General features: G+C 35.2%; 20 protein-coding genes and 1 tRNA gene. 1 reads left to right on the top strand and 20 read right to left on the bottom strand.

The annotated features are described in order from the left end of the window. Window positions 1-52 precede the first annotated feature (52 nt). From KXJ69_RS01655 to KXJ69_RS01710, 12 genes are all read right to left on the bottom strand, one after another. The gene (locus KXJ69_RS01655; RefSeq protein ID WP_219050631.1) at window positions 53-646 is read right to left on the bottom strand and encodes a Crp/Fnr family transcriptional regulator; all 594 of its coding nucleotides are present in this window, start codon (window positions 644-646) and stop codon (window positions 53-55) included. Between the two features lie 198 nt (window positions 647-844). Beyond that, complete coding sequence (locus tag KXJ69_RS01660) at window positions 845-1612, bottom strand: type 1 glutamine amidotransferase domain-containing protein (protein ID WP_219050637.1); 768 nt, start codon at window positions 1610-1612, stop codon at window positions 845-847. 209 nt (window positions 1613-1821) lie between these two features. Further along, the gene (locus KXJ69_RS01665) at window positions 1822-2745 is read right to left on the bottom strand and encodes a hypothetical protein (RefSeq protein ID WP_219050639.1); all 924 of its coding nucleotides are present in this window, start codon (window positions 2743-2745) and stop codon (window positions 1822-1824) included. 305 nt (window positions 2746-3050) lie between these two features. Beyond that, window positions 3051-3497: a SprT family zinc-dependent metalloprotease gene (locus KXJ69_RS01670; RefSeq protein WP_219050641.1), complete on the bottom strand. Its 447-nt coding sequence runs from the start codon at window positions 3495-3497 to the stop codon at window positions 3051-3053. Window positions 3498-3509: 12 nt separating this feature from the next. Next, window positions 3510-3698: a hypothetical protein gene (locus tag KXJ69_RS01675; protein ID WP_219050643.1), complete on the bottom strand. Its 189-nt coding sequence runs from the start codon at window positions 3696-3698 to the stop codon at window positions 3510-3512. A gap of 334 nt (window positions 3699-4032) precedes the next feature. Next, complete coding sequence (locus KXJ69_RS01680; protein WP_219050645.1) at window positions 4033-5307, bottom strand: tyrosine-type recombinase/integrase; 1275 nt, start codon at window positions 5305-5307, stop codon at window positions 4033-4035. 55 nt (window positions 5308-5362) lie between these two features. Continuing rightward, window positions 5363-5435: transfer RNA gene (locus KXJ69_RS01685), tRNA-Met, on the bottom strand. 55 nt (window positions 5436-5490) lie between these two features. Next, window positions 5491-5670 (bottom strand): CPXCG motif-containing cysteine-rich protein, encoded by a 180-nt coding sequence (locus KXJ69_RS01690; protein ID WP_219050647.1) that lies wholly within the window; start codon window positions 5668-5670, stop codon window positions 5491-5493. Continuing rightward, window positions 5670-6989 (bottom strand): TolC family protein, encoded by a 1320-nt coding sequence (locus tag KXJ69_RS01695; protein WP_219050649.1) that lies wholly within the window; start codon window positions 6987-6989, stop codon window positions 5670-5672. The genes KXJ69_RS01690 and KXJ69_RS01695 overlap by 1 nt, the downstream gene beginning before the upstream one ends. Then, window positions 6979-10251 (bottom strand): efflux RND transporter permease subunit, encoded by a 3273-nt coding sequence (locus tag KXJ69_RS01700; RefSeq protein ID WP_219050651.1) that lies wholly within the window; start codon window positions 10249-10251, stop codon window positions 6979-6981. Before KXJ69_RS01700 ends, KXJ69_RS01695 begins: the two co-directional genes overlap by 11 nt. Beyond that, window positions 10252-11400 carry an efflux RND transporter periplasmic adaptor subunit gene (locus KXJ69_RS01705; protein WP_219050653.1) on the bottom strand — a complete coding sequence of 383 codons (1149 nt, stop codon included), beginning with the start codon at window positions 11398-11400 and terminating at the stop codon, window positions 10252-10254. Window positions 11401-11479: 79 nt separating this feature from the next. After that, the gene (locus KXJ69_RS01710) at window positions 11480-13396 is read right to left on the bottom strand and encodes an ABC-F family ATP-binding cassette domain-containing protein (RefSeq protein WP_219050655.1); all 1917 of its coding nucleotides are present in this window, start codon (window positions 13394-13396) and stop codon (window positions 11480-11482) included. A gap of 94 nt (window positions 13397-13490) precedes the next feature. Here KXJ69_RS01710 and KXJ69_RS01715 point away from each other — a divergent pair, with 94 nt between their 5' ends. After that, window positions 13491-13871 carry a DUF983 domain-containing protein gene (locus KXJ69_RS01715; RefSeq protein ID WP_219050657.1) on the top strand — a complete coding sequence of 127 codons (381 nt, stop codon included), beginning with the start codon at window positions 13491-13493 and terminating at the stop codon, window positions 13869-13871. Here the strand turns inward: KXJ69_RS01715 and KXJ69_RS01720 are convergent. From KXJ69_RS01720 to KXJ69_RS01755, 8 genes are all read right to left on the bottom strand, one after another. Then, the gene (locus KXJ69_RS01720) at window positions 13864-14922 is read right to left on the bottom strand and encodes an NAD(P)/FAD-dependent oxidoreductase (protein ID WP_219050659.1); all 1059 of its coding nucleotides are present in this window, start codon (window positions 14920-14922) and stop codon (window positions 13864-13866) included. The two genes, KXJ69_RS01715 and KXJ69_RS01720, sit on opposite strands and share 8 nt — an antisense overlap. 38 nt (window positions 14923-14960) lie before the next feature. Further along, window positions 14961-15857 (bottom strand): type IX secretion system ring subunit PorN/GldN, encoded by an 897-nt coding sequence (porN, locus tag KXJ69_RS01725; RefSeq protein ID WP_219050661.1) that lies wholly within the window; start codon window positions 15855-15857, stop codon window positions 14961-14963. A 12-nt stretch (window positions 15858-15869) separates the two neighbouring features. After that, window positions 15870-17438 (bottom strand): type IX secretion system motor protein PorM/GldM, encoded by a 1569-nt coding sequence (gene porM, locus KXJ69_RS01730; RefSeq protein ID WP_219050663.1) that lies wholly within the window; start codon window positions 17436-17438, stop codon window positions 15870-15872. A 44-nt stretch (window positions 17439-17482) separates the two neighbouring features. Then, window positions 17483-18124, bottom strand: a complete 642-nt coding sequence (gene porL, locus KXJ69_RS01735) for a type IX secretion system motor protein PorL/GldL (RefSeq protein WP_219050665.1) — start codon at window positions 18122-18124, stop codon at window positions 17483-17485. Window positions 18125-18181: 57 nt separating this feature from the next. Then, entirely contained in the window at window positions 18182-19558 is a 1377-nt protein-coding gene (gene porK / locus KXJ69_RS01740) for a T9SS ring complex lipoprotein PorK/GldK (RefSeq protein WP_219050667.1), read from the bottom strand. Window positions 19559-19670: 112 nt separating this feature from the next. After that, window positions 19671-20834, bottom strand: coding sequence for a formimidoylglutamase (locus tag KXJ69_RS01745; RefSeq protein ID WP_219050669.1), 1164 nt, complete (start codon window positions 20832-20834; stop codon window positions 19671-19673). After that, a complete protein-coding gene (topA, locus tag KXJ69_RS01750) occupies window positions 20831-23326 on the bottom strand; it encodes a type I DNA topoisomerase (RefSeq protein ID WP_219050671.1) in 2496 nt (831 codons plus the stop codon). Before topA ends, KXJ69_RS01745 begins: the two co-directional genes overlap by 4 nt. A gap of 148 nt (window positions 23327-23474) precedes the next feature. After that, window positions 23475-24257, bottom strand: a complete 783-nt coding sequence (locus KXJ69_RS01755) for a hypothetical protein (RefSeq protein WP_219050673.1) — start codon at window positions 24255-24257, stop codon at window positions 23475-23477. Between the last annotated feature and the right edge of the window lie 6 nt (window positions 24258-24263).

Consider the following 24263-nt stretch of genomic DNA (forward strand, 5'->3'; position numbering starts at 1 on the left):
CTTCAAAAATCCGATAGGAACGCATGAAAAAAAATGAACTAGTTTAAGACTTTTACATTCTATTAACTTTCGAAATAATTTTACTCATAAATTCTGGTGTTATACCAATGTAGCCTGCTAAGTCTTTCTGTGTAATTCTATTTACAATTTTTGGATATTTCTTTTTAAACTCGATATATCTTTCTTCAGCAGTTAAGGATATCCCGTGATTGGAACGTCTTATATAGCTTATAAGTGACCTTTGATATAGTATTCGATAAAACCTTTCAAATTTTGGAATTTCTTGAAAAAGTAAATTATAATTAGCCCTAGAGATACCTAATAATTCTGAATCCTCAGTAGCTCTAATAAAATAACGTGATGGTTGTTTGGTCATAAAACTAGCCATGTCTCCAGTCCAATAATCCTCTACTGCAAACATGGATATGTGTGGAACACCATCTTCATCTAAGGTATAGACCTTTAAGCATCCTTTTGTGATAAAATATTCATATTTAGTAACATCACCAGCCTGCATTAAATAGGCCTTCTTTTTTACTTTTATTTCCGTTAATAAAGAGAGGTATTTTTGCTTTTCTAGCTCGGTTAAATCAATAAACCTTGCTATATTATTAAGTATTAATATATGTGATTCTTTATAAATCAATTCCTTCTAAATATTTATGATTTTAATTTATAAAATAAATATTTAAAAGCAAAGTAGCCCAGCAAAATAATTGAAAATGAGACCTCTAACTTCTAATTTGGCAAAGGTCTCTGCTATTAGGAGTTATGTATTTAAATAATAAGTAATAAATAAAACTAAAAATCCTATATGTTTTCATAAGTAGGCTAGAAATAGCAATTATTTATTAGTATTAATTCTTTCAATTTCATTTATCATTTCTTTTGCCACAATAGCTGAAGAGGGAAGAAACATGGTCGTCACAATTCTCTTATCAATTACTATATCATGTTTATCTTTCAAATCGGCTTTTGTTTGAAATATTCCTCCGTTAATCCTTAACTGGTCCTCTAGCATTACGGGTAATAATGTTCCTTCTTTAGCCCAACTTTTGGTAATCTCAGTTGAATTTGGAAAACCTGTCACTTTTTTACCTTTAACCATATAATCACCATTACTAAGCTTAACATTTGCAAAAGCACCAGGGCCGTGACCACAACCTCCTACTATTCCCTCATTTTCATAAATTTTTGCTATAATAGAAAGTAAACTTCTATTATTGGCAACATCAAACAATGGTCCATATCCACCTCCAATAAAAACAGCTTTATAATTTTTATAATCTACTAAATCGGGGGTTAATGAATTTTGAACTTCATCATTAAAATTTTCATACTTTATAGTATAGCTACTTATTCCAATAGGATCCATTGAAAAAGGTACTTTTCCACCTGTTGGTGAAACAAAATCAACTTTATACCCATGAGACACAAAAACATGATATGGGGGTGCTACCTCCCAGAGATTGTTTCCTGCAAAGTGCTTTTCTGGGTCGCCCATGTCTTCTAGATTTGAAACAATAATCAATATACTTCCTTTTTCAGTTTTGTCATCGGCACATGATATAAAAGTTAATATTACCGATAATGTGAAGAGTAATTTTTTCATTTTACTTGATTGAACTATGTATTGTAAGACTATAAATAAAAAAAATGTTACAGTTTTTAGTATTAAAATTAACGGTTTAGTGTATGAGTAGTAGCGGATTTCTGCTCACAAACCTTTCGGTTTTAGACTGACCTTTGTTTTATGTTTATACTTCGGTTTTATCACTTAAACCGCTATTACTTATACACCATGTTAGCAAATGTTTTTTTCTATTTCATATTGAAAAGTATGTCAGCGTTTACCCAATAAACTTCTCCTTTTTCTACTCCTGCCCATCCTTTTTTTTCAGGGTTATTATATCTTCTGGAATAGATAAAAAACTTTTCATCTGAAGACATATAAGGACAATAATAACGCCAATTACTTTCATATTTTAACGGTATCTCTTTCGGTTTTGTCCATTCTCCATTTTCATTAAAAGTTATTTGAAATTTACCTTGTCCATTAGTAATGGCATACCGTTCATCAGCTGAAACATACGTTATTAGTTCTTTGTTCTTTGTCTTAATATCTACGATAACAGGTGTTTCAAATTTTTCATCTCCTAAATATTGCGCACGATATGTCTGCATTCCTCCTTTATTATTTGGTCTATTTGAACGAAAATATAAACTACCATCTGCCGTAACCACAGGATAGGTTTCGAAATATTCAGTGGAAACCAAGAAATCTACTTTGGAGGCTAATTCCCACTTACCATTCACTTTTTCACTCTTATAAATGTCTGGCGGGATTGTGTAAAGTTCTTCTCGGGTAACATTATTATTATATAATTTAGGGTCAACACCGAGAAAATACATTGCCTTTCCGTCTTTGGTAATAGTGGGGTCACAGGCAACTGAAAACAAGACACTATCGTCATACATCTTTATTGGCTCAATGTCAGACCATTTACCATTATTTAACTCAGAATGGTGAATAACAAAGCTACTGTCCACAATTCTTGAAAAGAACATTTCTGTATGGTCAGAATTAAAAACCACATTAAGTTCGACATTGTCAGTATTAACAATTGTTGGCGCAAATAATTTAGGGGTTGTAGAAGGAAGTTCTTGGTTGAAATATAAAACTGTATTGTTTTTACAACTAAAAAATGTTATTGTAATTAGGAAAATCAATAAGTGTCTATTCATTATTGTTAATATTTGCTAATTCGTTATATCTTAAGTTTTATCATGGTTATCTGGGTCCATTGCCACGGATAACAATAAATTCATATCGTGTTTATCCGGAACCCTTTCTATTTTATTGCAATTATCATAGAACTATTACACCATTCAATAGTTTTATACATACTTGGGTATAAATCAAGGTTAATCCATATTTACTATGTCTTAAAGTTATTAAATAAGCCTTAAAATAAGTTTCAAACTTTTAAAATTTATATCAAAAAAGCAAGATAATTTTTTATCTCCTTTCTCAAAAAATGCAATTCTGGTTATATAAAAACAACCATTTGGTTAGCAACATCATAAAAAGGATTCTTGCCAAACTCATCCCTACCAATATTTTTAATGGGAAGTAGACTCCCTTTAATCAATGATTTAAGCTCAATAATATCTTCTTTTGTTGCCGGTCTATTGTGTTCTGGAGTCAATGCTTTTGATAATAAATTAACCGCTAAGTTACCCATAGCTGCATTTCCAACCCCTGCGAGGCTCATTTTATCAATTTGTGTCTTTTCTTTTTTTTTGGATTTTACTTTCTTATTCGATTGAATTTTTTTTGATGGCTCCGAATAACGATTTCTTATATAGTAGGCTTTGGACCTACAACTATTTGAGCAATACTTTTGGGCAAATCTCCTCTTAGGGACATATTCTCTATGACAATATTCGCATTCGTAGGTATAATTATCCGTCAAATAATCGTTTGTTTTACGCATAATGCTGGGTTTTTAAGTTTTAATATTAAATACTTGTTTAAGAATGTAGGCATCGGCTTCACCTCTTGTGATGAGCTTGGCCCTTAAAACTGAAGAAGCTTTTTTCTCTTTTAAAATATCCTTATCCAACATTGCATATAGTTTTTTCAGCTCTTCCGCAGGAAGTGCCTTAGCTACACTATATACAATGTTCGCATTCAATTGGTTGCTTTACTTTTCAGAATTAATCTTTACAAGATTAATAATCCTTAAAATTTTAGTGGAGAGAATGGCTAGTCTTGGCCGGACTTTTCCGGAAAAAAATGGTTATGTCTGGACTTTGATGGACTTGTCCTCTCTTTTCCACTCTTTTCCACTCTTTTCCACTCTTTTCCCTTCTTTTCCCTTCTTTGCAGGACATTGAAGGAAATTGCGGGAAATTGAAGACCTATGAAAGGCATTACTTTGACCAGTAAAATATTTAGGCTAGTTCAGGGGTCTTAAATAAATTTAGCTTAAAAGCAATAATCCTATGGATGAATTCTAATTATAGAGGCTATGAAAAATATTCTGAATAATCCTCGGGTAAGGCAGCATCTATATCCCTAAGATATTTTTCAAGTGCTTGCATACTAGAATGCCCTGTTATGAGCATCAATTTACTTTTTACTTCAAACGGAGTAAGCTCTACAGCCATTTCTTTATAAAGTTTAGTAATAAATGTATGTCTAAAGGAGTAAAGGCCATACTCTTTACCTAAATCGAAATGGTTCTTTACCACCGTTCTAAATCGCTTTGAAAAATAATCCCTTCTATTGATTTCCGTGGCATTCCATTCCCCACCTATCTGTGTTGGAGTAAATAAAAAATGGTCTTGTTCTAAACTTGTAAGATTTGGGATGGATTCAAGCATAATTTCAGGAATTATCTTGATTTTGACAGGTTTATTTTTAGCCCTAATATAAATACGTCTTTCCATAACATCAACATCTTTTACTTTCAACCTACAGACTTCAATAGGCCTTAAAAAATTATAGGAAATAAACTGTATGAATAATAATAAAATAGGATCATTATCCTTTAAAAAGGAATAGATAGATTCTTGCTGTTGATTAGTATAGGTCTTATTCCTCTCAGGAGTAGCCTTTAAGACATTTATGGAATGAATAAAATTGACGGGGATAATTTCGTTATCAACTAAAACCTGAAATAAACTTCCTAATTCAGTACGGGTATTATTTCGTGTCCTAGGACTTGTACGAGCCAATACTTCATTTAGATATTCAACTATCAATTTCTTAGTAACCATGTCTATGGTTGGGTTCTTGGGAAGTTTTTCGTTTAACCATTTTTCAAGTTTTTTGAGTTTACTTCTATAATTGGTAAAAGAACTTACCGAAACCACGTTTTTTTTTATGTCTAATATTTTTTCAAATGATTCTTTTATTGTGGTGTTATTTATCCTAGAATCTCCTAAAGATTCTAAAATTTTGGGGTTTTCAAATTTAGGAATCAATCGATCGGTGTTATCCTCATAGGGATTAAACCCTTTTTTTAAAAAATCTGATAAGCTCTTGCGATACATAGAAAGAATTTCCAGACGTTCCCCTTTGGTATGGTAATGATTTGCACCCCCATAGATTGGAGTTTGACGTTCCAACTTACCTGTTGATGGGTTTCTAAAAGAAAAATAGACATACCACCTTTTGCTAAGGTCACCCCCAGCATCAAATATTTTAGGTTCAGAATATTGCTTGCGTTTGGTCAAATCGTATGCGCTACCGTATGCGTTAGCGTATTCAAATGTAAGAAAATCCGTAAATTGAGACATAAAAAAAGCGGTTTAGCTTGCGCTAAACCGCTTTATCACTTGACTTGTGAATTAGTAGCGGGAACTGGACTCGAACCAGTGACCTTCGGGTTATGAGCCCGACGAGCTACCTACTGCTCTATCCCGCGATATGGACGGCAAAGATACAACGAAAATTATACTCCGCAAAAGTTTATTTTAAAATTATTGCTCTATACTGGTCGCATCAAAATGGATTAAGGCTCCATCTTCAAAAGCTACTGTCACTTCAATAGGATGACAACATATTTCGCAATCCTCCACATAAGTTTGTGAAGCGCTTGGATCTAGCAACATTGATATTTCCTCCCAACAATAAGGACATTGAAAGAAATGTTCCTCCATTATAACTCCACATTTAGTAATTGACCCGTAAGTTGAAGTAATTCTAATTCTGAAAGTTTAGCTTGATATTTTGCTAAGTTCTTACTGGTTTTGGCATTTAGCAAATTAATTTGCGCTTGACGAAGCTCTACAGACGTAATCTGACCCAATTTATAGCGCTCTAGCGAACGTTCATAGTTATTGGTTGCCGTAATCACATTTTGCTCTTGTAGCTTGTAAATAGCCAATCTATTCTGATAATTCCCATTTGCATTAGCTATATCTCTTTTTACTTCAGTCTTTATTTGATTGTAAAGTATTTCTTGTGAATCTAACTGAATTTTAGCATTCTTAACGGAGGTAATTCCGCTGCCACCATCAAATAAATTCCAAGTTAAACTAACTCCTGCAGAAAGCCCTGTAGTGTTATTTACAGCTAAAAAGCTAGTGGAAGGAAAAAAGCCTTCATTCCATCCATATGAGCCCGACAACCCAACAGTTGGCAAAAAAACAGATTTGTTAGCCTTTAGATTATACTCGTTTATTTTGGTGTTTTTTTGAGCTTGTAATAATCGAATATTGTTAGTATCTGCTGTTTGAATAAAACTTTCCATTTTCAATGCTCCTAAAAACGAAACCGTAGTATCAACAATAAATCCCCGCTCTAATTCCCCATTTATAACAACCATTAAATCCCGCTTTGCATTTAAAAGTTGCTGATGACCATTCATTAAATTTATACTGTCTGTCACCAAATCAACTTCAGCATTTAAAACATTTAATTTATTTACTTGCCCATATTCAAATGCATATTGAGCACGTTTTAAGCGGTCTTTGGTATTTTGTAATGTTTGGTTTAAAACCTCTTCATTTTCGGTAAGTCGGGCCACCTCAAAATAAACCGAAAATAGTTGCAACAACGTAGTTTCAATAGTTTCTCTGGCTTGTAATTCGGAAAGGTTATATTCTTCCTTTAACCGTTTGTAATCATACCATCTTCCTAATCCGTCGAAAAGGGTGTAATTCAAATTTAAGGAAGCATTGTAGCGTTTTGTTTCGGCACCATCTACAGTATTGACCGTTCCATCTTGAAAAGTTACTTCTTGATTCTCTTTATTGTAGGATGCCCCTGCATTTCCTGTTAATGACGGAAGAAAACCAGAATTTAAAACCCCTTGGTTGTTATCTGCAATGGCAACATTATTTTTTGCTATTTCAACTCCAAAATTGTTTTCCAAAACCTCAGCAACTGCTTTTTCTTTGGTTAATAATTCTAGATTTTGCGCTCCAGAAACAGCACAAATTAAACCAACTATACAAGTTAAAATACTAGACTTCATGGATTTCTTCTTCCGTTTTAAATTCTTCATGATGCTCTTCAAATCGTCTTTTAGCTTCTTCTGCAAATTCCCAATCCTTTTCTTCCTTCTGCTCCTTAATAGCTCGTTCTACATCCTCTCGCTTAATTTCATCGCCTGTCCTTAACCAAGCAACTTTAGCCTTAAACTCGTTAGTAATAGATAAAAGAAGAGGTAAAATAATTAGGGTTAAAACGGTTGCAATTCCTATTCCATAGGCAATAGAAATAGCCATAGGCTTTAAAAATTGTGCTTGTCGGCTTTTTTCAATGAGCAATGGTGCTATACCTGCAATAGTCGTTAAAGAGGTAAGGAAAATAGCTCTAAAACGAGCTCGTCCGGCTTCAAACAATGCCTCTTCAAATTTCATTCCTTCCCGTAAAAAGGAATTGAATTTTCCTATAAGCACCAATCCGTCGTTTACCATAATCCCAATTAATGCTATAATTCCTAAAGCCGAGAGTATATTAATTGGAAAATCATGAATCCAATGTCCCCAAGCCACTGCAATAAAACTAAAGGGAATCATAAATATGAGTAACAATGGTTGGCTGTAACTTCGGAAGGTAAAGGCAATTGTAATATAAATAAGCAGGATAATAATAGGCACGACTGTTTTTGCAGACCTTGTAAGTTTTCCCGCTTCCCTATTTTGCCCCTCATAAGAAACACTCAATGTAGGATATTTTGAAAGTATTTCTGGCATCACATTATTCTCAATATCCGAAAGAATTTCGGTAGGGCTGCCTTTTGGGTCTTTTAGGTCTGCATTAAGTTGAATTTCTCGAAGTCCGTTTAAGTGACTAATAGATTCATCTCCTCTTCTAATTTCATAAGTAGCAATTTCACCAAAAGGAACGCGTTGCCCCGAAGGGGTTACTATTCGCATATCGTCTAAATCGTTTATCGACTCTCGATTTATCCTGTTGTAACGCACCCAAACTCTAATTTCGTCTTGCCCTCGTTGAAATCGTTGTGCTTGTAATCCGAAAAATCCCGCACGAACTTGACTCATAACACTTTGAAGGTTTAAACCAAGCGCATATGCTGTTTCATTAAGTTCAACATTAATCTCTTTTATTCCCTCTGGATCGGTATCTGAAACATCTGCCAACAAAGGGTTTTCCTCCATTATTTGGCGCAATTCATCTTTGGCAGCCTTTAGTTCTTCCGTATTGTTGCCTAAAAGTGAAACTGAAACAGGATTACCTCCAAAGTTTCCTCCAGACCCAAAGGTAAGTCGTTCCACTCCATACACACTACCCACTTCCTGTCTAATAGAATTGGTAATATCTGGGGATCCAACGTCTCTTTCTTCCCCTGGGAGTAAGTTGACACTTAATGAGGCTTTATTATTTCCTGGACCCACTCTTTTTATAATATTTTCAACTACTTGTTTGTTATCTGTTTGTAATGCTGTGTATTCTTCATTTACTCTCCAAACAGCATCTTCTACTAAGGAAATAATAGAATCTGTAATTTTTGGATTGGTTCCCTCTGGCATTAGTAAATCGATACTTACGCGGTCACTTGCAATTTGCGGAAAAAAGGCCCCTCTAATGATACCCCCATTAAATGAACCAATAGTAAGAATCATGACTGCAATAAGAATGGCAAAGGTGATAAAACGTTGTTTTAATGCAAACCGAAGAACAGGAGTATACATATTATCTCTACAATAACGCATAAACCTATCGCCATACTCATTAAATTTTCTAAGTTTCAAGAAAAGCTTATCAATTCCCTTTTTTTCTTGTTTTTCTTTCTCTGTTTCGCGAAGAAGTGCTTTTGAGTGTGCAATATGAGTGGGGAGAATTATAAGCGCTTCTACTAGCGACACTACTAAGGTTAAAATAACAATTACTGAAACTTCACTGAAGAAATTTCCTATTCGACCATCCAGAAAAAGAAAGGTTGAAAATGCTAAAACTGTAGTAATAATAGCCGAAGTTATAGGCGACAACACCTCCATAGTACCATCAATAGCCGCTTGTATTCTTGGTTTCCCTTTTTCGAAATGTTGGTAGATGTTTTCTGAAATAACAATTCCATCATCCACCAAAATACCAATGACGATAATCATTCCAAAAAGGGACAATACATTAATGGTCACATTAAATTGAGATGCAAAAATAAACATTCCTAAAAATGCTATAGGTAACCCAAAGGCAACCCAAAAAGCAAGTCTTGTGTTTAGAAAAAAGGAAAGAAAGAACAAGACTAAAAAAATTCCCATAGCCCCATTTTCTAGAAGCAATTTAGTACGCTGTTTTAATGTAATAGAGGAATCGCTTACTACATCCAAATGTACTCCAGTGTATTTTTGATTGAAGTTCTCTATATAGGCGTTTACCTTATCTGCAGTGGAAATAAGATCTTCGTTGTTAGTATTACTTATTGTAATATTGACCGCAATATTGCCATTAAAATACGAAGCGTTAGGTGTTTCTGAAAATCGATCCTTAACATCTGCAACATCTTCTAGACGAACGACAGTTCCATCGGCACTCGAGCGAACGACAATATGATTTAATTCGTCTCCATAATAAGAACGGTTATTAGCACGAATAAGGTAATCCTCTGCTTCGGTTTTAATATTTCCACCGGTACTTAAAATATTGGCTTGTGAAACGGCCGAAGCAACTTCGGCAAAGGTGAGATTGTACGCCAATAAGTCACTTTCCCGTACAGCAATTTCAATTTCTTCTTCAGGATAGCCAGAGACTTCAATTTGCGAAACACCATCCATCCTACGTAGGTCATTTTCTATTTGCCTCCCAATTTGTTTTAAAGTAGCGAGGTCAATATTTTTTCCGCTAATAGAGAAATCGATGGTTTGCCTTACATTTTCTTGTTTGGCTACCACCAAGGGCTCCATTCCTGTTGGGAAATTTGGTACACGATCTACCGCATTTTTCACTTCAGCCAGCATGGCATCAATATCTCGCCCAGTTTCAATTTCTACGGTAATGCTACCCCCATTTTCACGAGACACAGAAGTAACTCTATCTACCCCAATTAATCCTTTTAGGTTATCTTCGATTTTAAGTACAATCCCTTCTTCAATTTCTTGAGGTGCTGCCCCTGGATAGGCAATACTAATAGAAATAATCTCTGGATCTTGTAAGGGAAAAAAGGAAGATTTTAGCTGGGATACTCCAATAAATCCGAATATAACAAAAGCGATAATGATAATATTTACCGCTACTTCATACTTTATAAAATAAGAGATGACTTTTTTCATCTATTCGGTAGTTTTAGTTGAAGTTGTATCTGTAGTTTTTGCTTCTTTATACACTTTCACCAACATACCCGCATAAGCCCCTGCAACAGGTCTTGAAACCACTTGGGTACCATTGGGAATCCCCTTTACCACCATATCTTTTGAAGAAAAATAGACAGGCTCTACCTCTAAAACATCCAAAATACTATCACGCACTATAAATATTTCGGATTCATTAACCAATAGTTTTCTAGATAGTTTAATCGCGTTGGGCTCTTCCTTGGCTTCCAATTGTGCCTCTAGGTACATCCCTTCCTTTAACCCTTCTCCTTTTACTTCTACATAAACTTTTATGGTTTGTGTGGCTTGATCAATACTACTATTCACCCTAGTTACAGTACCGGTATAAGTATCATTCCCATCAATAGAATTTAACGCAACTTTTTCTCCTAAACTCAGCAAATCACTATAGTTTTTACCAATAGACAATTCTAAATCATACACCGATGTATCAATAAATTCTCCTAATTTTTGCCCCTGTCTAATGAGGGTTCCTTTGGTTACTAAAGCTTCTGTAAGAACGCCACTAAAGGGTGCCGAAATACTATACTTCCCTAAACGTTGTTCAAGGTTTTTTATGTTATAATAGGAGGTTGTTACGCCTCTTCCTGTAATAAAATAATTCACTTTTTCAGAAGACGTTTCAGGCAGTGGTGGTAAAGATTTATTGATATTAATACTATTTAAATAATTTTGCCACGTTGGGAAAGCTTCTGGATAATCCAGTCTTAAATCCGGCATTAGTGAGGTTACCAAGTTATAAAATTCGCTTTTTGCAGCTTGAACCGAAGCGTAGTATTCCGAAGCATCCATTCGTAATAAGATTTCTCCCTTTCTATAGGATTGTCCGGTTTTAAAATCATGTGAACTAGAAGAAAAAATCCCTTGAACTTCTGCATATAGCTCCAATCTATTTTTAGCAATTAAATTTCCATTAGCAGGAATAACAATAGGAACGGATCCATTTTGAGCTGTTTCGGTAAAAACAGTCTTAACTATCTTTTGCACTTGAGGTTTGGGCTTATTGCTATTTTTCACAATGAGATAGGCACCTAGCAATGCACCACCAATAATAACAACTCCTATTAGGGAAAGTAAAATTCTACGCACAAATTTAAATTTAGGTTAGAATTTCAAAAGTAACAACCTAAAGTTGGCTATTGCGTTAAACTAATCTTAAAAAAATATTCTAGTTCAATTCGTCAATTTGAAGGGTAATTTGCTCCCACTCGGTCATTAGTTTTTGCAATTTGTTCTTTTTAGACTCGTACTGTTCAAAAAAGTTAGATTGACTTATTGTTTTTTCGTAATTCACCGCCAATTCTACATCTATTTCTTTAATTTCTTTTTCAAGTTGATGGATGGCAGCTTCGGTTTTGCTTAATTTGTTTTGAAGTGATTTACTTTTTTTCTGTTCTTCGTATGCCTCTTTACCACTTTTGGCTTTTTCAACTGGTTTTTTTTCAGAAATAGATTTTTTTTCGGCTTCTCCTAAATTTTGAAGATTTCTTTGTTCAAGGAAATAATCTATATCCCCCAAGTATTCTTTAATTCTATGGTCTTTAAACTCGTATACCTTATTGGTTAACCCTTGAAGAAAGTCCCTGTCGTGAGATACCACAATCAAGGTGCCGGTAAAGTTCTTTAAAGCTTCCTTGAGTACGTTTTTAGATTTTATATCTAAGTGGTTGGTAGGCTCATCCATCACCAATACATTAAAAGGTTGAAGCAAAAGTTTTGCAAGTGCTAAACGATTACGCTCACCTCCAGACAACACCCGAACATATTTATCTACTTCCTCACCACGAAACAAAAAAGAACCCAAAATATCGCGAACCCGAGGACGCGATTTTTCGTCTGCCGCATCAATCATGGTTTCTTCTACTGTTTTGTTCCCGTTGAGATATTCGGCTTGGTTTTGTGCAAAATAACCTATTTGTACATTATGCCCCAATTCAATTTTTCCTTGGAAATCGATTTCCCCGACTATCATTTTTGCAAGGGTCGATTTCCCCTGACCATTTTGCCCTACAAATGCCGTTTTACTATCACGCTCAATTAATAAACTTACATTTTTCAATACTTCCTTTTCACCATAGTTTTTTGAAGCATTTTTTGCGGTAACTACTACTTTTCCAGGAGTAACCGAAATTGGAAAACGAAGCGTCATTACAGAATTGTCATCTTCATCTACCTCAATTCGATCTATCCTATCTAACTTTTTAATTAATGATTGCGCCATGGAAGCCTTACTAGCCTTCGCACGGAATTTTTCAATAAGTTTTTCAGTCTGTTCTATCTGCTTTTGTTGATTCTTTTGTGTGGCTAATTGTTGTTCTCTAAGTTCTTTTCTTAGCACTAAATATTTAGAATAGGGTTTAGGGAAATCGTAGATTTTTCCTAAAGAAATTTCAATAGTCCTATTGGTTACATGGTCCAAAAACATCTTATCATGACTCACAAGTACCACTGCTCCAGCATAGTTTCGAAGAAATTCTTCCAACCATAAAATAGATTCAATATCCAAGTGGTTGGTAGGTTCATCGAGCAGTAAAATATCATTGTTTTGAAGGAGTAATTTTGCTAACTCAATTCGCATTCGCCATCCCCCCGAAAAAGTATCAGTTACTTTGGTAAAATCCTCTCTTTGAAACCCTAACCCTTGAAGTATTCGCTCTGTTTCTCCTTGATAATTATACCCTCCATGAATTTCGTATTGATGCTGAATTTCGTTTAAATCCACCATAAGCTGATGATATCCATCACTTTCATAATCGGTTCTTTCGGCTAACTGGGTATTTATTTCTTCAAGCTGTTTTTCAAGTTTCTTGATTTCAGTGAAGGCTTGATAAGACTCTTCCAAAACCGTACGTCCTTTAACAAAGTCAATATCTTGCTTCAAAAAACCAATAGAAACTTCTTTGTCGGTAGCAATTTGTCCCGTATCATATTCCTGTTCACGAGAAATAATTCGTAACAACGTAGATTTTCCCGCACCGTTTTTTCCAACCAATCCCACGCGGTCACCTGCCTTAAGCTGAAAGGTAATTCCTTCGAATAAATATTCGCCTTGAAACGAAACAGAAAGATTGTGAATATTTATCATAGTATTAATCTAAAAAAGTATCAGTAAATGTTATTGAGGACCTCATTTATTTTAATGCAAAGATGCTTAATTTTGTAGCAGAAAAAAAATGCTTATGTCACTTAAAGGAAGTAAAGCTTACAGCATAGTTACAAGTACATGTCCCGTTTGTCAATCTGGAAAAATGTACAGCAATAAAAATCCATATAAAATTTCGGAAACCTTAAAAATGAATGAACGATGCCCGCATTGTGATACAAAATTTAAAATTGAACCCTCTTTCTTTTATGGTGCGATGTATGTGAGTTATGGTGTTGGCATAGCGTTTGCCGTAGCCGCGTTCATCATTTCTTTTTTTATACTTGATCTGGGAAGACTAAATTCTTTTTTTGTCATTATTGGAACTTTAGTCGTTTTCCTTCCTATTATATTAAGACTTTCAAGAAATATTTGGATTAACTTTTTCTTTAAGTATGACGAGAAAAAGGCTAATTAAAGAATCTTTTGATATTAATTTCTGAAGGAAGGTTTATATTATTCTCTATAAAATCATATAAATAATTTGAAAGGAGTGGCGCCATTAACAACCCTCTTGTACCCAAACCATTTAAAAAATAGACATTTTTATGTTCAGGTAAATTTCCCACTAATGGCCTTCTGTCTTTTACTGTTGGGCGCATTCCTACTTCTTGATCTATAACTTCAAAAGGAACTGTAATCAGTTTTTGAATGGCAGCTACCAATTCTTTTCGTCCCTTTTCAGAAATTTGTAGACCGTAGTCGTCATGAGCAAATGTGGCTCCAATTTTATACATATCTTCCCCTAAAGGAATAATAAAAAATTTACTTTTTAATACTGAAAAGCAATCCAGTTGTGGTGATTTTATGGTAATGTATTCCCCCTTTTTCGGAATTAAAATATTTTTAGGAAAAAAGGGATTGTATATAGCTGAAGCACCTTCAGCAAAGACAATATTGGTTGCTAAAATATCCTCGTAAACTACTTCACTGTTTTTCACTTTTAATGCTTCAAAATTAAAATCTGTAGGTAGTAAGGATTTCGTATTACCTAAATATTCACGATATTTTGCAATAATAATTTTAGTATCTATTTGAAAGCTATGATTTACTTTTCCAAAACCAAAATCTGCGTTGAGCCCGTCATTGGTGTTTTGTATTATTTCTTCCCCGAGATATTTTGAAAGTTCATTTCTGTCACTAGCAACAGTCCATAAATTTTGTTCTTCATTATTATTAAAAACTTTTAGGATGGGTGTTTCAGTAATAAATTCAACGTTAAGAAAAGATTCTAATTCCTTATAAAATGGCAGCGCTTGGGGCAAGAAGATATTGGCTTCCCAAACAGGCGTAAAGTGTTTTAAAACACACGGATTTACAACCCCACCAGCGACACTTGTTGCTGAGGAATTTGCATCGATAACGACAAAACTTTTGTTGTTTTTCCGAAGTTGTTCGCAAATTGAAATTCCTGCAATTCCTAACCCAACAATTATGTAATCTATTTTATCCATAAAAAAACCCTCCAAAGGTAAGGAGGGTTTTTAATTTTATCACTTAGAATTTATTAATAATTCCAAAGGTCAATTTCTATGTTTCTAATTTGTTCTTTGATACGGTCAGATTCCAATAATTGCATCAATGCATTATCGCTTATGTAATCTGCCACACCTCTATCTCCTTGCACATTATCTTCTCTATAGATTACGGCACTAAATCTTCTTGAATTTAACAAATGATCAAAGGAAATAGGCTGTGATGTGTTTTTGCGGTTGAAAGCCATAGATTGGTTTAACACTTCTCTCGTCGCGGGAAACCAAACCCAGAATAATTCAACTTTTGCATCTACTCCGTCATCTGGATATGCTTTAGAACGAGCCTCGTTTGCTACTGGACAAAGTCCAAGCAATCTGTAACGAAGTTCTCCTTGACGCTTATCAAGATACCAATATCCACGTATTCTCCACTCTTCAACATCGCCAGCATCCAAAGTAAATTTTCTAATGTATTCTGGATCTACTACACCTTCTGCGTTGTATTGCTCAATACCTAAATCGGTAGTGTCACTATACATTAAAGAAGCTTCGATGTCTTTAAGTGTACGTTTTTCAGTAAAATAAGAATCGGCATACACTTGGTCTATTTTACCATTTTTGATATTCTTTACCAAAACATCATACAAAGAACGTCTGTCTGCTCCAATGTTGTTGGTATCGATTGGGTAATACAATGGAAAATTCACTCTTTCATCAAGGTCAATAATTTCCCAAGTGGTTTTGGACCACAACACATCACGCTCGTCAACGTATCCATAAGGTAATGGAGTATCGTTATCGTAGGCAATCTGAGCTTCGGTCTTTACGCCTATCTCATCGGGTGTCTTTGCATTAAGGATATTGATTTGCGCAGTAGCACTTATCCCTAAAAGACCCATTACACATAAAACAACATTTCTAAAACTCATATTTTAATATTCTTAGTTTGTTAATTCGATACAGATTGGGGAAATCTTTTTAAGCTTATATCCTGTGTTACCAGAAATACTTGCGTTGATATCGAAAATTTGAACAGTTTCCCCTCTTTTTGCACGGTTAAGTGCTCCAATGGCTTGGGAATTTAGTTTTCTTCCGCTAACAATAACGGTTGGTTGACCAGATACTTTAAAACTGAATCCAGTTACGTTAAGTGCTAAATCAAAATCAAAATCTTCTAAAGCAGCACCTACGCTAGCAATCTCCAATCCTTGACGTTGCATACGTACACAACCACCATCACCAGTTTCTCCACGAATAGATCCTACTGGACGAGGGATATCTTTGATACGGAACATAGAATTCGTACTAATTTTTTGACCGTCTGGAAGTGTCCCACTTGCGTTAATTGTTACTTCTCTTCCCTGTCCTGGTCGCATCATATATTTACTTCCAGCTCCTTTAGTAAGACCCGCAGCAGAAGCAGATACTTTATTATCTGGGATACCAGGGATAGAAATCGTCATAGGATTATCTACACCACGGTAAACCACATTCATCTTATCTGCAGAAATTACAGCAGCATTTGGCTTTGTAATAGTAGCAAAACTTGCGCTTACAGGAATTTCAACTTCCTTACCATCTTGTAAGAAAATTAAATTTCCTTCAATTTTATGATCTCCTGCAGCACCAGCACTAATATTTAATTTTACTTTACCATTTTCAATTGTGTACTGACCTTCCGTTAATGGTCTTCCATCTAACGTAAGTTCAACTCTGTTTGGTTTTGTATTTGGATCCTTACGTCCTAAAACAATTCCTCCATCAAATGGCTCTCCTGCATAAAAGGCAGATTTAGCTTGTTCAAGTAACGTATTGTATTGAGTAAATGATAATGCTGTTGCTTGCTGCCCAGCAAGCATTTTAGCTAGCAACTCATTTTTAATTACCTGAATGTCATTTTGAAGAGATGTTAACTTTGTTCTAGAAGCAACCATTGGGAAACCTTCATAGTTATAGTTTAACCAATCAATTTCTTTACCATCACGTCTTGTAACTGGAGCTGTAGAGAAATTACTTTCAACCGAAGCCTTAATATCTGGGTACGTATCTCCTAATACAGCAACCATATCAGTTCTATACTTATTGATTTGATCTAAGAACTCTTGACCTTCTGGCTTCAATTTATCTCCCTGAAAAAACAATCGATCTAAAAAATCTGGTTTATCTTGAACCTCGTAATCATTTTGTTCTTCTGGCTTAACCGTTGCCATCATATCGCTTTTTAACTTAGCTAAGTAACTATCCAATGTTGCTGATATTTCGGTCACCTGATCTGCCTTTGCCTTTACAGAGGCGTATTGTTCTGGTTGCTCTGAAGCTTTTGTAGCTAAACTCTCCATAAACGCAGTGTTTCTTTGAGTCGTTGCTGTGGTAGCATCAGAAATTTTTTCGTCTAATAATCCAAAAGCAGATAATACTTCTTTGGACATGTTTAAGGCAAGCATTGCGATGAAAACCAGATACATTAGGTTAATCATCTTTTGCCTTGGTGATAATGCTCCTTTAGCCATAATCTTTTAGTTTTTTAAGTTATTAAAAGTTAGTCTAACGGACATTAGTTTCTATTGGTCATTGCAGAAAGCATTCCACCATACACTCCATTTAATGAAGATAGGTTAGTTGCTAAATGCTCCATTTGTGCTTTTAGTTGCTCTGCATTTTCCACTACACGCTCGTTTACTTCTGCTTGACGGCTTGTAGACTCCACTTGTACTTTATAAAGACTATTTAAAGACTCCATTTGTGCAGCCGCAAGCGCCATTTCTTCACTATATTTTTTGGTAGAACTCATTGCTTCAGCAGTTGGGGCCATGCTTTTAGCAGCTCCTTCGAAAGAACGGATACTATTTCCTAAGCTACTCATTAATTCAGAATCAATTTTAGCGTCTTTCAACATTTCGTCTAATTTTTTAGAAAGGATTCCCTGAGCATCTTTTGGGGCTTCTTTATCTTTTCCTTTTCCTCCAGCCAATTCTGGATATACTAGAGACCAGTCTAAATCGTCGTCAACTGGCTCAAAAGCTGAAATAGCAAAAATAATTGCTTCGGTAATTAAACCAATGGCTAGAAGAAGTCCACCGTTAAGGGGTCCTAATTCCCAGTGAAGAATTTTGAAAAGTGCTCCTAAGATTACAATAGACGCTCCAAGGCCGTAAGCCATGTTAAAAAGTTTCTTGGATGATTTTGATTGTGCCATAATAAAATATAATTAAGTTAAGTTAAGTTTAAAGTTAGATGTATTAATAAGTAGAGACTATCGAGCGTCTCCAAAGTTTTTGTTTAAGGTTATGTCTGTACCCATATAGTCTTGCACAGTTCTAAAGCCTATATAACTTCTTGCAGAATCTGCGTATTCATAATCACGAGTACTTACTTGTAAGAAATAGGCAACATCCTTCCAAGATCCACCTCTAACCACTTTACGCATATTCTTTTCGTCATTAACGTTAGGGTTCATTGTTGAAGAATATTCATAAGAATCTGGGTCATAAGATGAAGCAACCCACTCGCTTACGTTACCTGCCATATTATACAGGTTATAATCGTTAGGTTCGTACGCATCTGCTTCTACGGTATATAATGCCTGATCTGCCGCATAATCACCTCTCAAAGGTTTAAAGTTTGCCATAAAACAACCTCTATCGTTTTTAGCATAAGGTCCTCCCCAAGGATAGGTTGCAGACTCTAATCCTCCACGAGCGGCATATTCCCACTCTGCCTCACCCGGAAGTCTAAATGAGTTAACATAAGGTCTTTTCTTCGATTTTTGATATGCATTTTTGTATAAAGTTCTCCAAGCACAGAATGCTTTTGCTTGTTTCCAATTCACTCCAACAACTGGGTAATCTCCATAAGCTTCATGCCAGAAGTAATCGTTATGCATTGGTTCATTATAAGAGTAATTGAAATCTTTTATCCAAACAGTAGTATCTGGATAAATATTAACTTCTTCTTTCTTAATAAAATCTTTTCTGCGTTGTCCTTTAGCACGAGCTGCTGCTTGGATGTCCATATAAGTGTATTGAAACTTCAACTTACTTACATCAATGGTTCTTTGTCCATTATACGCTTCTTCAGCAGGAATATACATACTATCCATTACTTCTGAATAATATTCATCTGGGTATTCTGCTGTGTCCGTAAAAAGGTCAACATCACGGTTAATCTTTCTACCTGCGTAGAAATCTTCACCCATTCCGTAATAATTATCGTAATTATACTGCTCCCACGGAGTCATTTCTTCATTTTCTTGATCTACAAACGCAAACTCACCAATACCACCATCTCCTGGAGTAGCACCTACTTCATCTGCTAGGATAGCAAGTTTAAGTCTAATTGTAGAGTCACGTACCCACTCTACAAACTGGCGATATTCTGCATTTGTGATTTCTGTTTCGTCCATATAAAAGGAGCGAACCGTTACGGTACGAGTAGGAGCATCGTTAACGGCAACAAAGTCGTCGTCTGCTTTACCCATGATGAAGGACCCACCAGGGATAAGCGTCATTCCATAAGGTTTCTCGGGATACCATTTTTTGCCTTTAGCACCAACAAGTTCTCCTCTATCTTTTTTAGAGTTACAACTGAACAACAAGGCAAGTACTGCAGTAATTGCAATTAGCTTCTTCATAGGTAATTAGGTTAAATTTTATCAGATTTAAGGGCGTAAACCTATTTATAATATTCCAAAAAAACAACATTTTTCTGAAAAATCCCCTAAATCTTGATTATTTAATTTTTGGTTATACTTCATTCTTTTGGCGGGCTTTAAACCACCTTTCAGGAATTTCCTGATTTGTTGCACTCAAATAATCGCCATAAGTGCAAGGTAATAACGTATGTGTTTTTAATTTATTATTAACATTTGAAATAAATGGCAATTCTATCCACCATCTACCCGTTTTATTACTCTTTTTAAACACCAATATATCTTCAGCTATAGGAACTTTAAAAGTTGTAAAGTGATTTTCATTTTCAAAATCTTCATCTTCTATCCTAAAATTAACCCCTTCAATAAAGTACCATAAAACCTGAGATAATAACATTGCAAGGCTTTCTCCCTGCGTAAACTCTTTCAATTCGTAAATACCAAAAGAGCTCACTCGATTACTTATTCCTGCATATCTAGCAATAGCGCAAATCTCCCTACTATCAAATCCGTTAGGACTATTGTAGTATTTATAACTTAAATCTCCATATTTTATTGTGGCAGCATCTATAGCTACAATGTCTGCATCTCTTAAAATAGGCTCTACTTTTGTAATATCCTCGGTGACACTCCCCAAACGGTAGGCATCAAAATACAGCTTATCCATAAGCGCTATTTCTGCAGGGGGGTTAAAAAACGATTGATACCCCAAAACACTATAATTAAATAGATTGTATGGCTTATCAACGATTACCTTGCCAACATAGGATTTATTGGAAATCGGATTTTCGGCAACCCCTAAATCAAAACGATTATCCACATTAACCAAATTAATCATCTTCTTAAAAGAATCATACGCTCTGTAATGCGAATACAGCAAATCCTGACTACCTCCTAATATAATAGGTATAATATTTTTTTTGAGTAATGCTTCAACGACCGCCTTTAAAGCAAAATAAGTATCTTCTACCGTTTCTCCTTTTTCAATATCCCCAAGGTCCACCATATTTAGCGACCAATTTCCTGGATATAAACTGTAAAACGTTTTTCTTAACGTTTCGAAAGAGACCTCTTCCCCTAAATAATTTTCGTCATTTCTATTTTCTTTTACCCCTAAAATAGCAAATGCAATGCCTTTAAGGTTAGGAATCTCTCCTTTCTTTTTATGCAATGCAATTTCTTTACCAATGGTTCCAATGGATAAAACCTCTATATGAGCAACAACAGATTTTGAAACGGGAGAGAGAAATTCTATCATTTCTTTTTAGCAGGAGCTTTTTTGGTTCGAGTTTTCTTTTTTGGAGCTTTCTTTTCTAAAATCTCTTGTACTTGCTCCAGCGTTAGTTTATCTGCTTTCGTAGTTTTTGGCAATTCTACTTTTGTTTTGCCTTTAATTAAATTGAATCGTCCCCAACGCGCCTTTTCAATTTTAATTCCTTCGGAAGGCCATTCTTGCACCAATTTATCTATCTCTTTCTGCTTTTTATCTTTAATTAGTTCGATAATATCCGCATCAGAAAGATTATCGAAGTCATACTTTTTATTCACGTTAATGAACATATTATTCCACTTTATAAATGGTCCAAAACGCCCAGTCCCTTTTTGAACAGGTAATCCTTCGTAAGTATATATTGGGGCATCTGCCTTTTTCTTTTCTTCTATTAATTCCTTTGCTTCCGCCATAGAAACATCCAATGGATCCATGCCTTGTGGCAATGATATAAATTTCTTTCCAAATCGAACATACGGTCCATATCGTCCGTTAGCCACTTCAACTTCTTCTCCATCATACACACCCAATTGCTTTGGAAGTTTAAATAAATCCATCACTTCTTCAAAAGTAACTAAGTGAAGTTGTTGATCGGGTCTTAGACTTGCAAATTTTTTGTCATCATCATCGGGGGCACCAATTTGAGCCATCGCACCAAATTTTCCTAAACGCACCGATACAGGTTTGCCAGTTTCTGGATCTTCCCCTAAAATTCGTTCTCCACTTTCTCTATCTGCATTTTCTTGCACGTCTTCTACCTGTGGATGGAATTTTTTGTAAAAATCCTTCATCATTTTTGTCCACTCTTCTTTTCCTTCGGCTATTTCATCAAAATCCTCTTCTACTTTCGCGGTAAAGTTATAGTCAACAATATTTTTAAAATGCTCCACCAAAAAGTCTGTTACAATCATTCCAATATCGGTTGGCACAAGCTTTCCTTTATCACTCCCCACGGTTTCGGTTAGGTTCTTTTCTTTTAAAGCTCCTTTATCTAAAAGTAGCTGTGTGTATTTACGCTCCACACCCTCAACCGTTCCCTTTTCAACATAATTACGGTTAATTATTGTAGAAATGGTAGGTGCATAAGTAGAAGGTCTTCCTATTCCAAGTTCCTCTAACTGCTTCACTAATGATGCTTCGGTAAATCGGTAAGGTGGTCTTGTGAAACGCTCGGTTGCAGTGATGTATTTATTTTGAAGTGCCTCCCCTTCTTTTAAGTTAGGCAACATACCTTCTTGCTCTTCCTCGTCAAAATCGGTGCCTTCTAAATATACTTTTAAGAAACCATCAAACTTGATCATTTCCCCATTGGCTGTAAACTGTTCTGAAACTTTTTCGGAAGAAAGTATATCAATCTTTACATTGGTTCTTTCCAATTTAGCATCGCTCATTTGAGACGCCAAGGTTCGTTTCCAAATTAAATCGTACAATCGTTCTTGATCGCGATCTCCTGAAATAGTATGCTGTGACATATCTGTTGGGCGAATTGCCTCGTGAGCTTCCTGAGCCCCTTTGGACTTACTTTTATAATTACGTGGCTTGCTGTATTCCTTTCCGTATGAGGTTTCAATTTCATTTTGTGCAGCCTTCATCGCATCATTCGATAGATTTACGCTATCGGTACGCATATAGGTAATTAACCCAGATTCGTACAATCGTTGTGCAATGGTCATGGTCTTACCCACTGAAAAATATAATTTTCTCGATGCCTCTTGCTGAAGCGTAGAAGTGGTAAAAGGTGCTGCAGGCGATTTGGCTCCTGGTTTTTTGGATAGCTCTGCTATTTTATAATTAGCTCCTAAATTTTTCTGAAGAAATGCTTTTGCCTCTGCTTCGGTTTCAAAGTTTTTAGGAAGTTTTGCTTTAAACTTACTACCCTCTTCTGTTATAAATTCTGCATCAATTCTAAAGGAAGCCACGGGATTAAAGCCTTCAATTTCTCGCTCCCTTTCCACAATTAAACGTACAGCAACACTTTGCACACGCCCCGCAGAAAGCCCTCCTTTTACTTTTCGCCAAAGCACAGGAGATAATTCGTACCCAACCAATCTATCCAAAACACGCCTTGCTTGTTGGGCATTAACTAAATTGTAATCTATTTTTCGTGGATTCTCAATAGCTTTTAATATGGCAGATTTCGTAATTTCGTGAAAAACAATTCGTTTTGTTTTTTCATCTTTTAAATCTAATGACTCGGCTAAATGCCAAGCAATAGCTTCTCCTTCTCGATCCTCATCACTTGCGAGCCACACCATATCAGCTTTGTCGGCTAGGCCTTTTAACTCTTTTACAAGTGCTTTTTTATCTCGTGAGACTATATATTTAGGTGTAAAGTCACCCTCAACATCCACTCCCAATTCTTTGGAAGGAAGATCTGCAATGTGCCCAAAACTGGAAGTTACTTTAAATTCTTTTCCTAAAAATTTCTCTATAGTTTTAGCTTTTGCGGGAGACTCAACGATCACTAAATTCTTTGCCATAATGGTAAAATTTGGATTACAAAAGTATAGGAATTTTTTAATTCGATACGATTTAACCTATAAATTAGAATTTTCACCGATAAAAAAGGGTGATGAAAAAATTGATTTTCATCACCCCTATTTGTGTATTTGATTTGGAATTTTCTAATTACTCTTCCACTGGCTTTCCTATGCTAGAAATACCATCAACATCTTCAAAACCAATCGTATCTCGATACGTTACATAGGTAGCTATATACGTAAAAAATAAGGTGGCAATCATTCCAATATAACAAGCAATAGCACCTAAAGATGCAATTATGGAAACTACAATCCCAATCCCAGCAAAAGTTAGCCAGTTTTTATTTCCAAATTTAAAAGCTGCTTTTATAGTATCTGAAACACTAAGTTTATCATTAAAAATAAAAATAGGGAACGCCCAATGCAAAGGAATCATCACATAGAAAATTGGTAAATAACATAATAAAGCGGCTAACAATGCTATACCTAAAGTTGCCAGAGACAGCATAAATAGCTTACTAAAATGTGTTTTTAAGAGGGTAAAATATCCGCCAATATCTTCGTTAGTCCCATAATCCATTCGTTTTAGATCTTTAAAGAAATGGCCAAAAATAGACATATTAACCATCTGCATTAAAAAAGAAAAAAGAAAAACTAAAATCACCCATCCTACAATCATCGCTATTGAATAATCCTCAAAAGCGGTGGGAGTGTAATAAGGATCTCCCGCATTTTGAATCATTTCTATATACATGGGAATTAACGGAATGTAAATTATGAGTATAAACGGAATGACAACCACTAAAGAAATTAGTGTATGTGTCAATCCTTGCGTAAACGTTTTCTTATAGAGTTCAAAACTTTTACTTATTACATCCCCAAAGTCGGGCTGTGGCGATCTTTGAATCTTTTCAAAAATTGGGTGTTCCATGATTTC

The organism is Halomarinibacterium sedimenti (assembly GCF_019312585.1).
GTDB lineage: Bacteria > Bacteroidota > Bacteroidia > Flavobacteriales > Flavobacteriaceae > Halomarinibacterium > Halomarinibacterium sedimenti.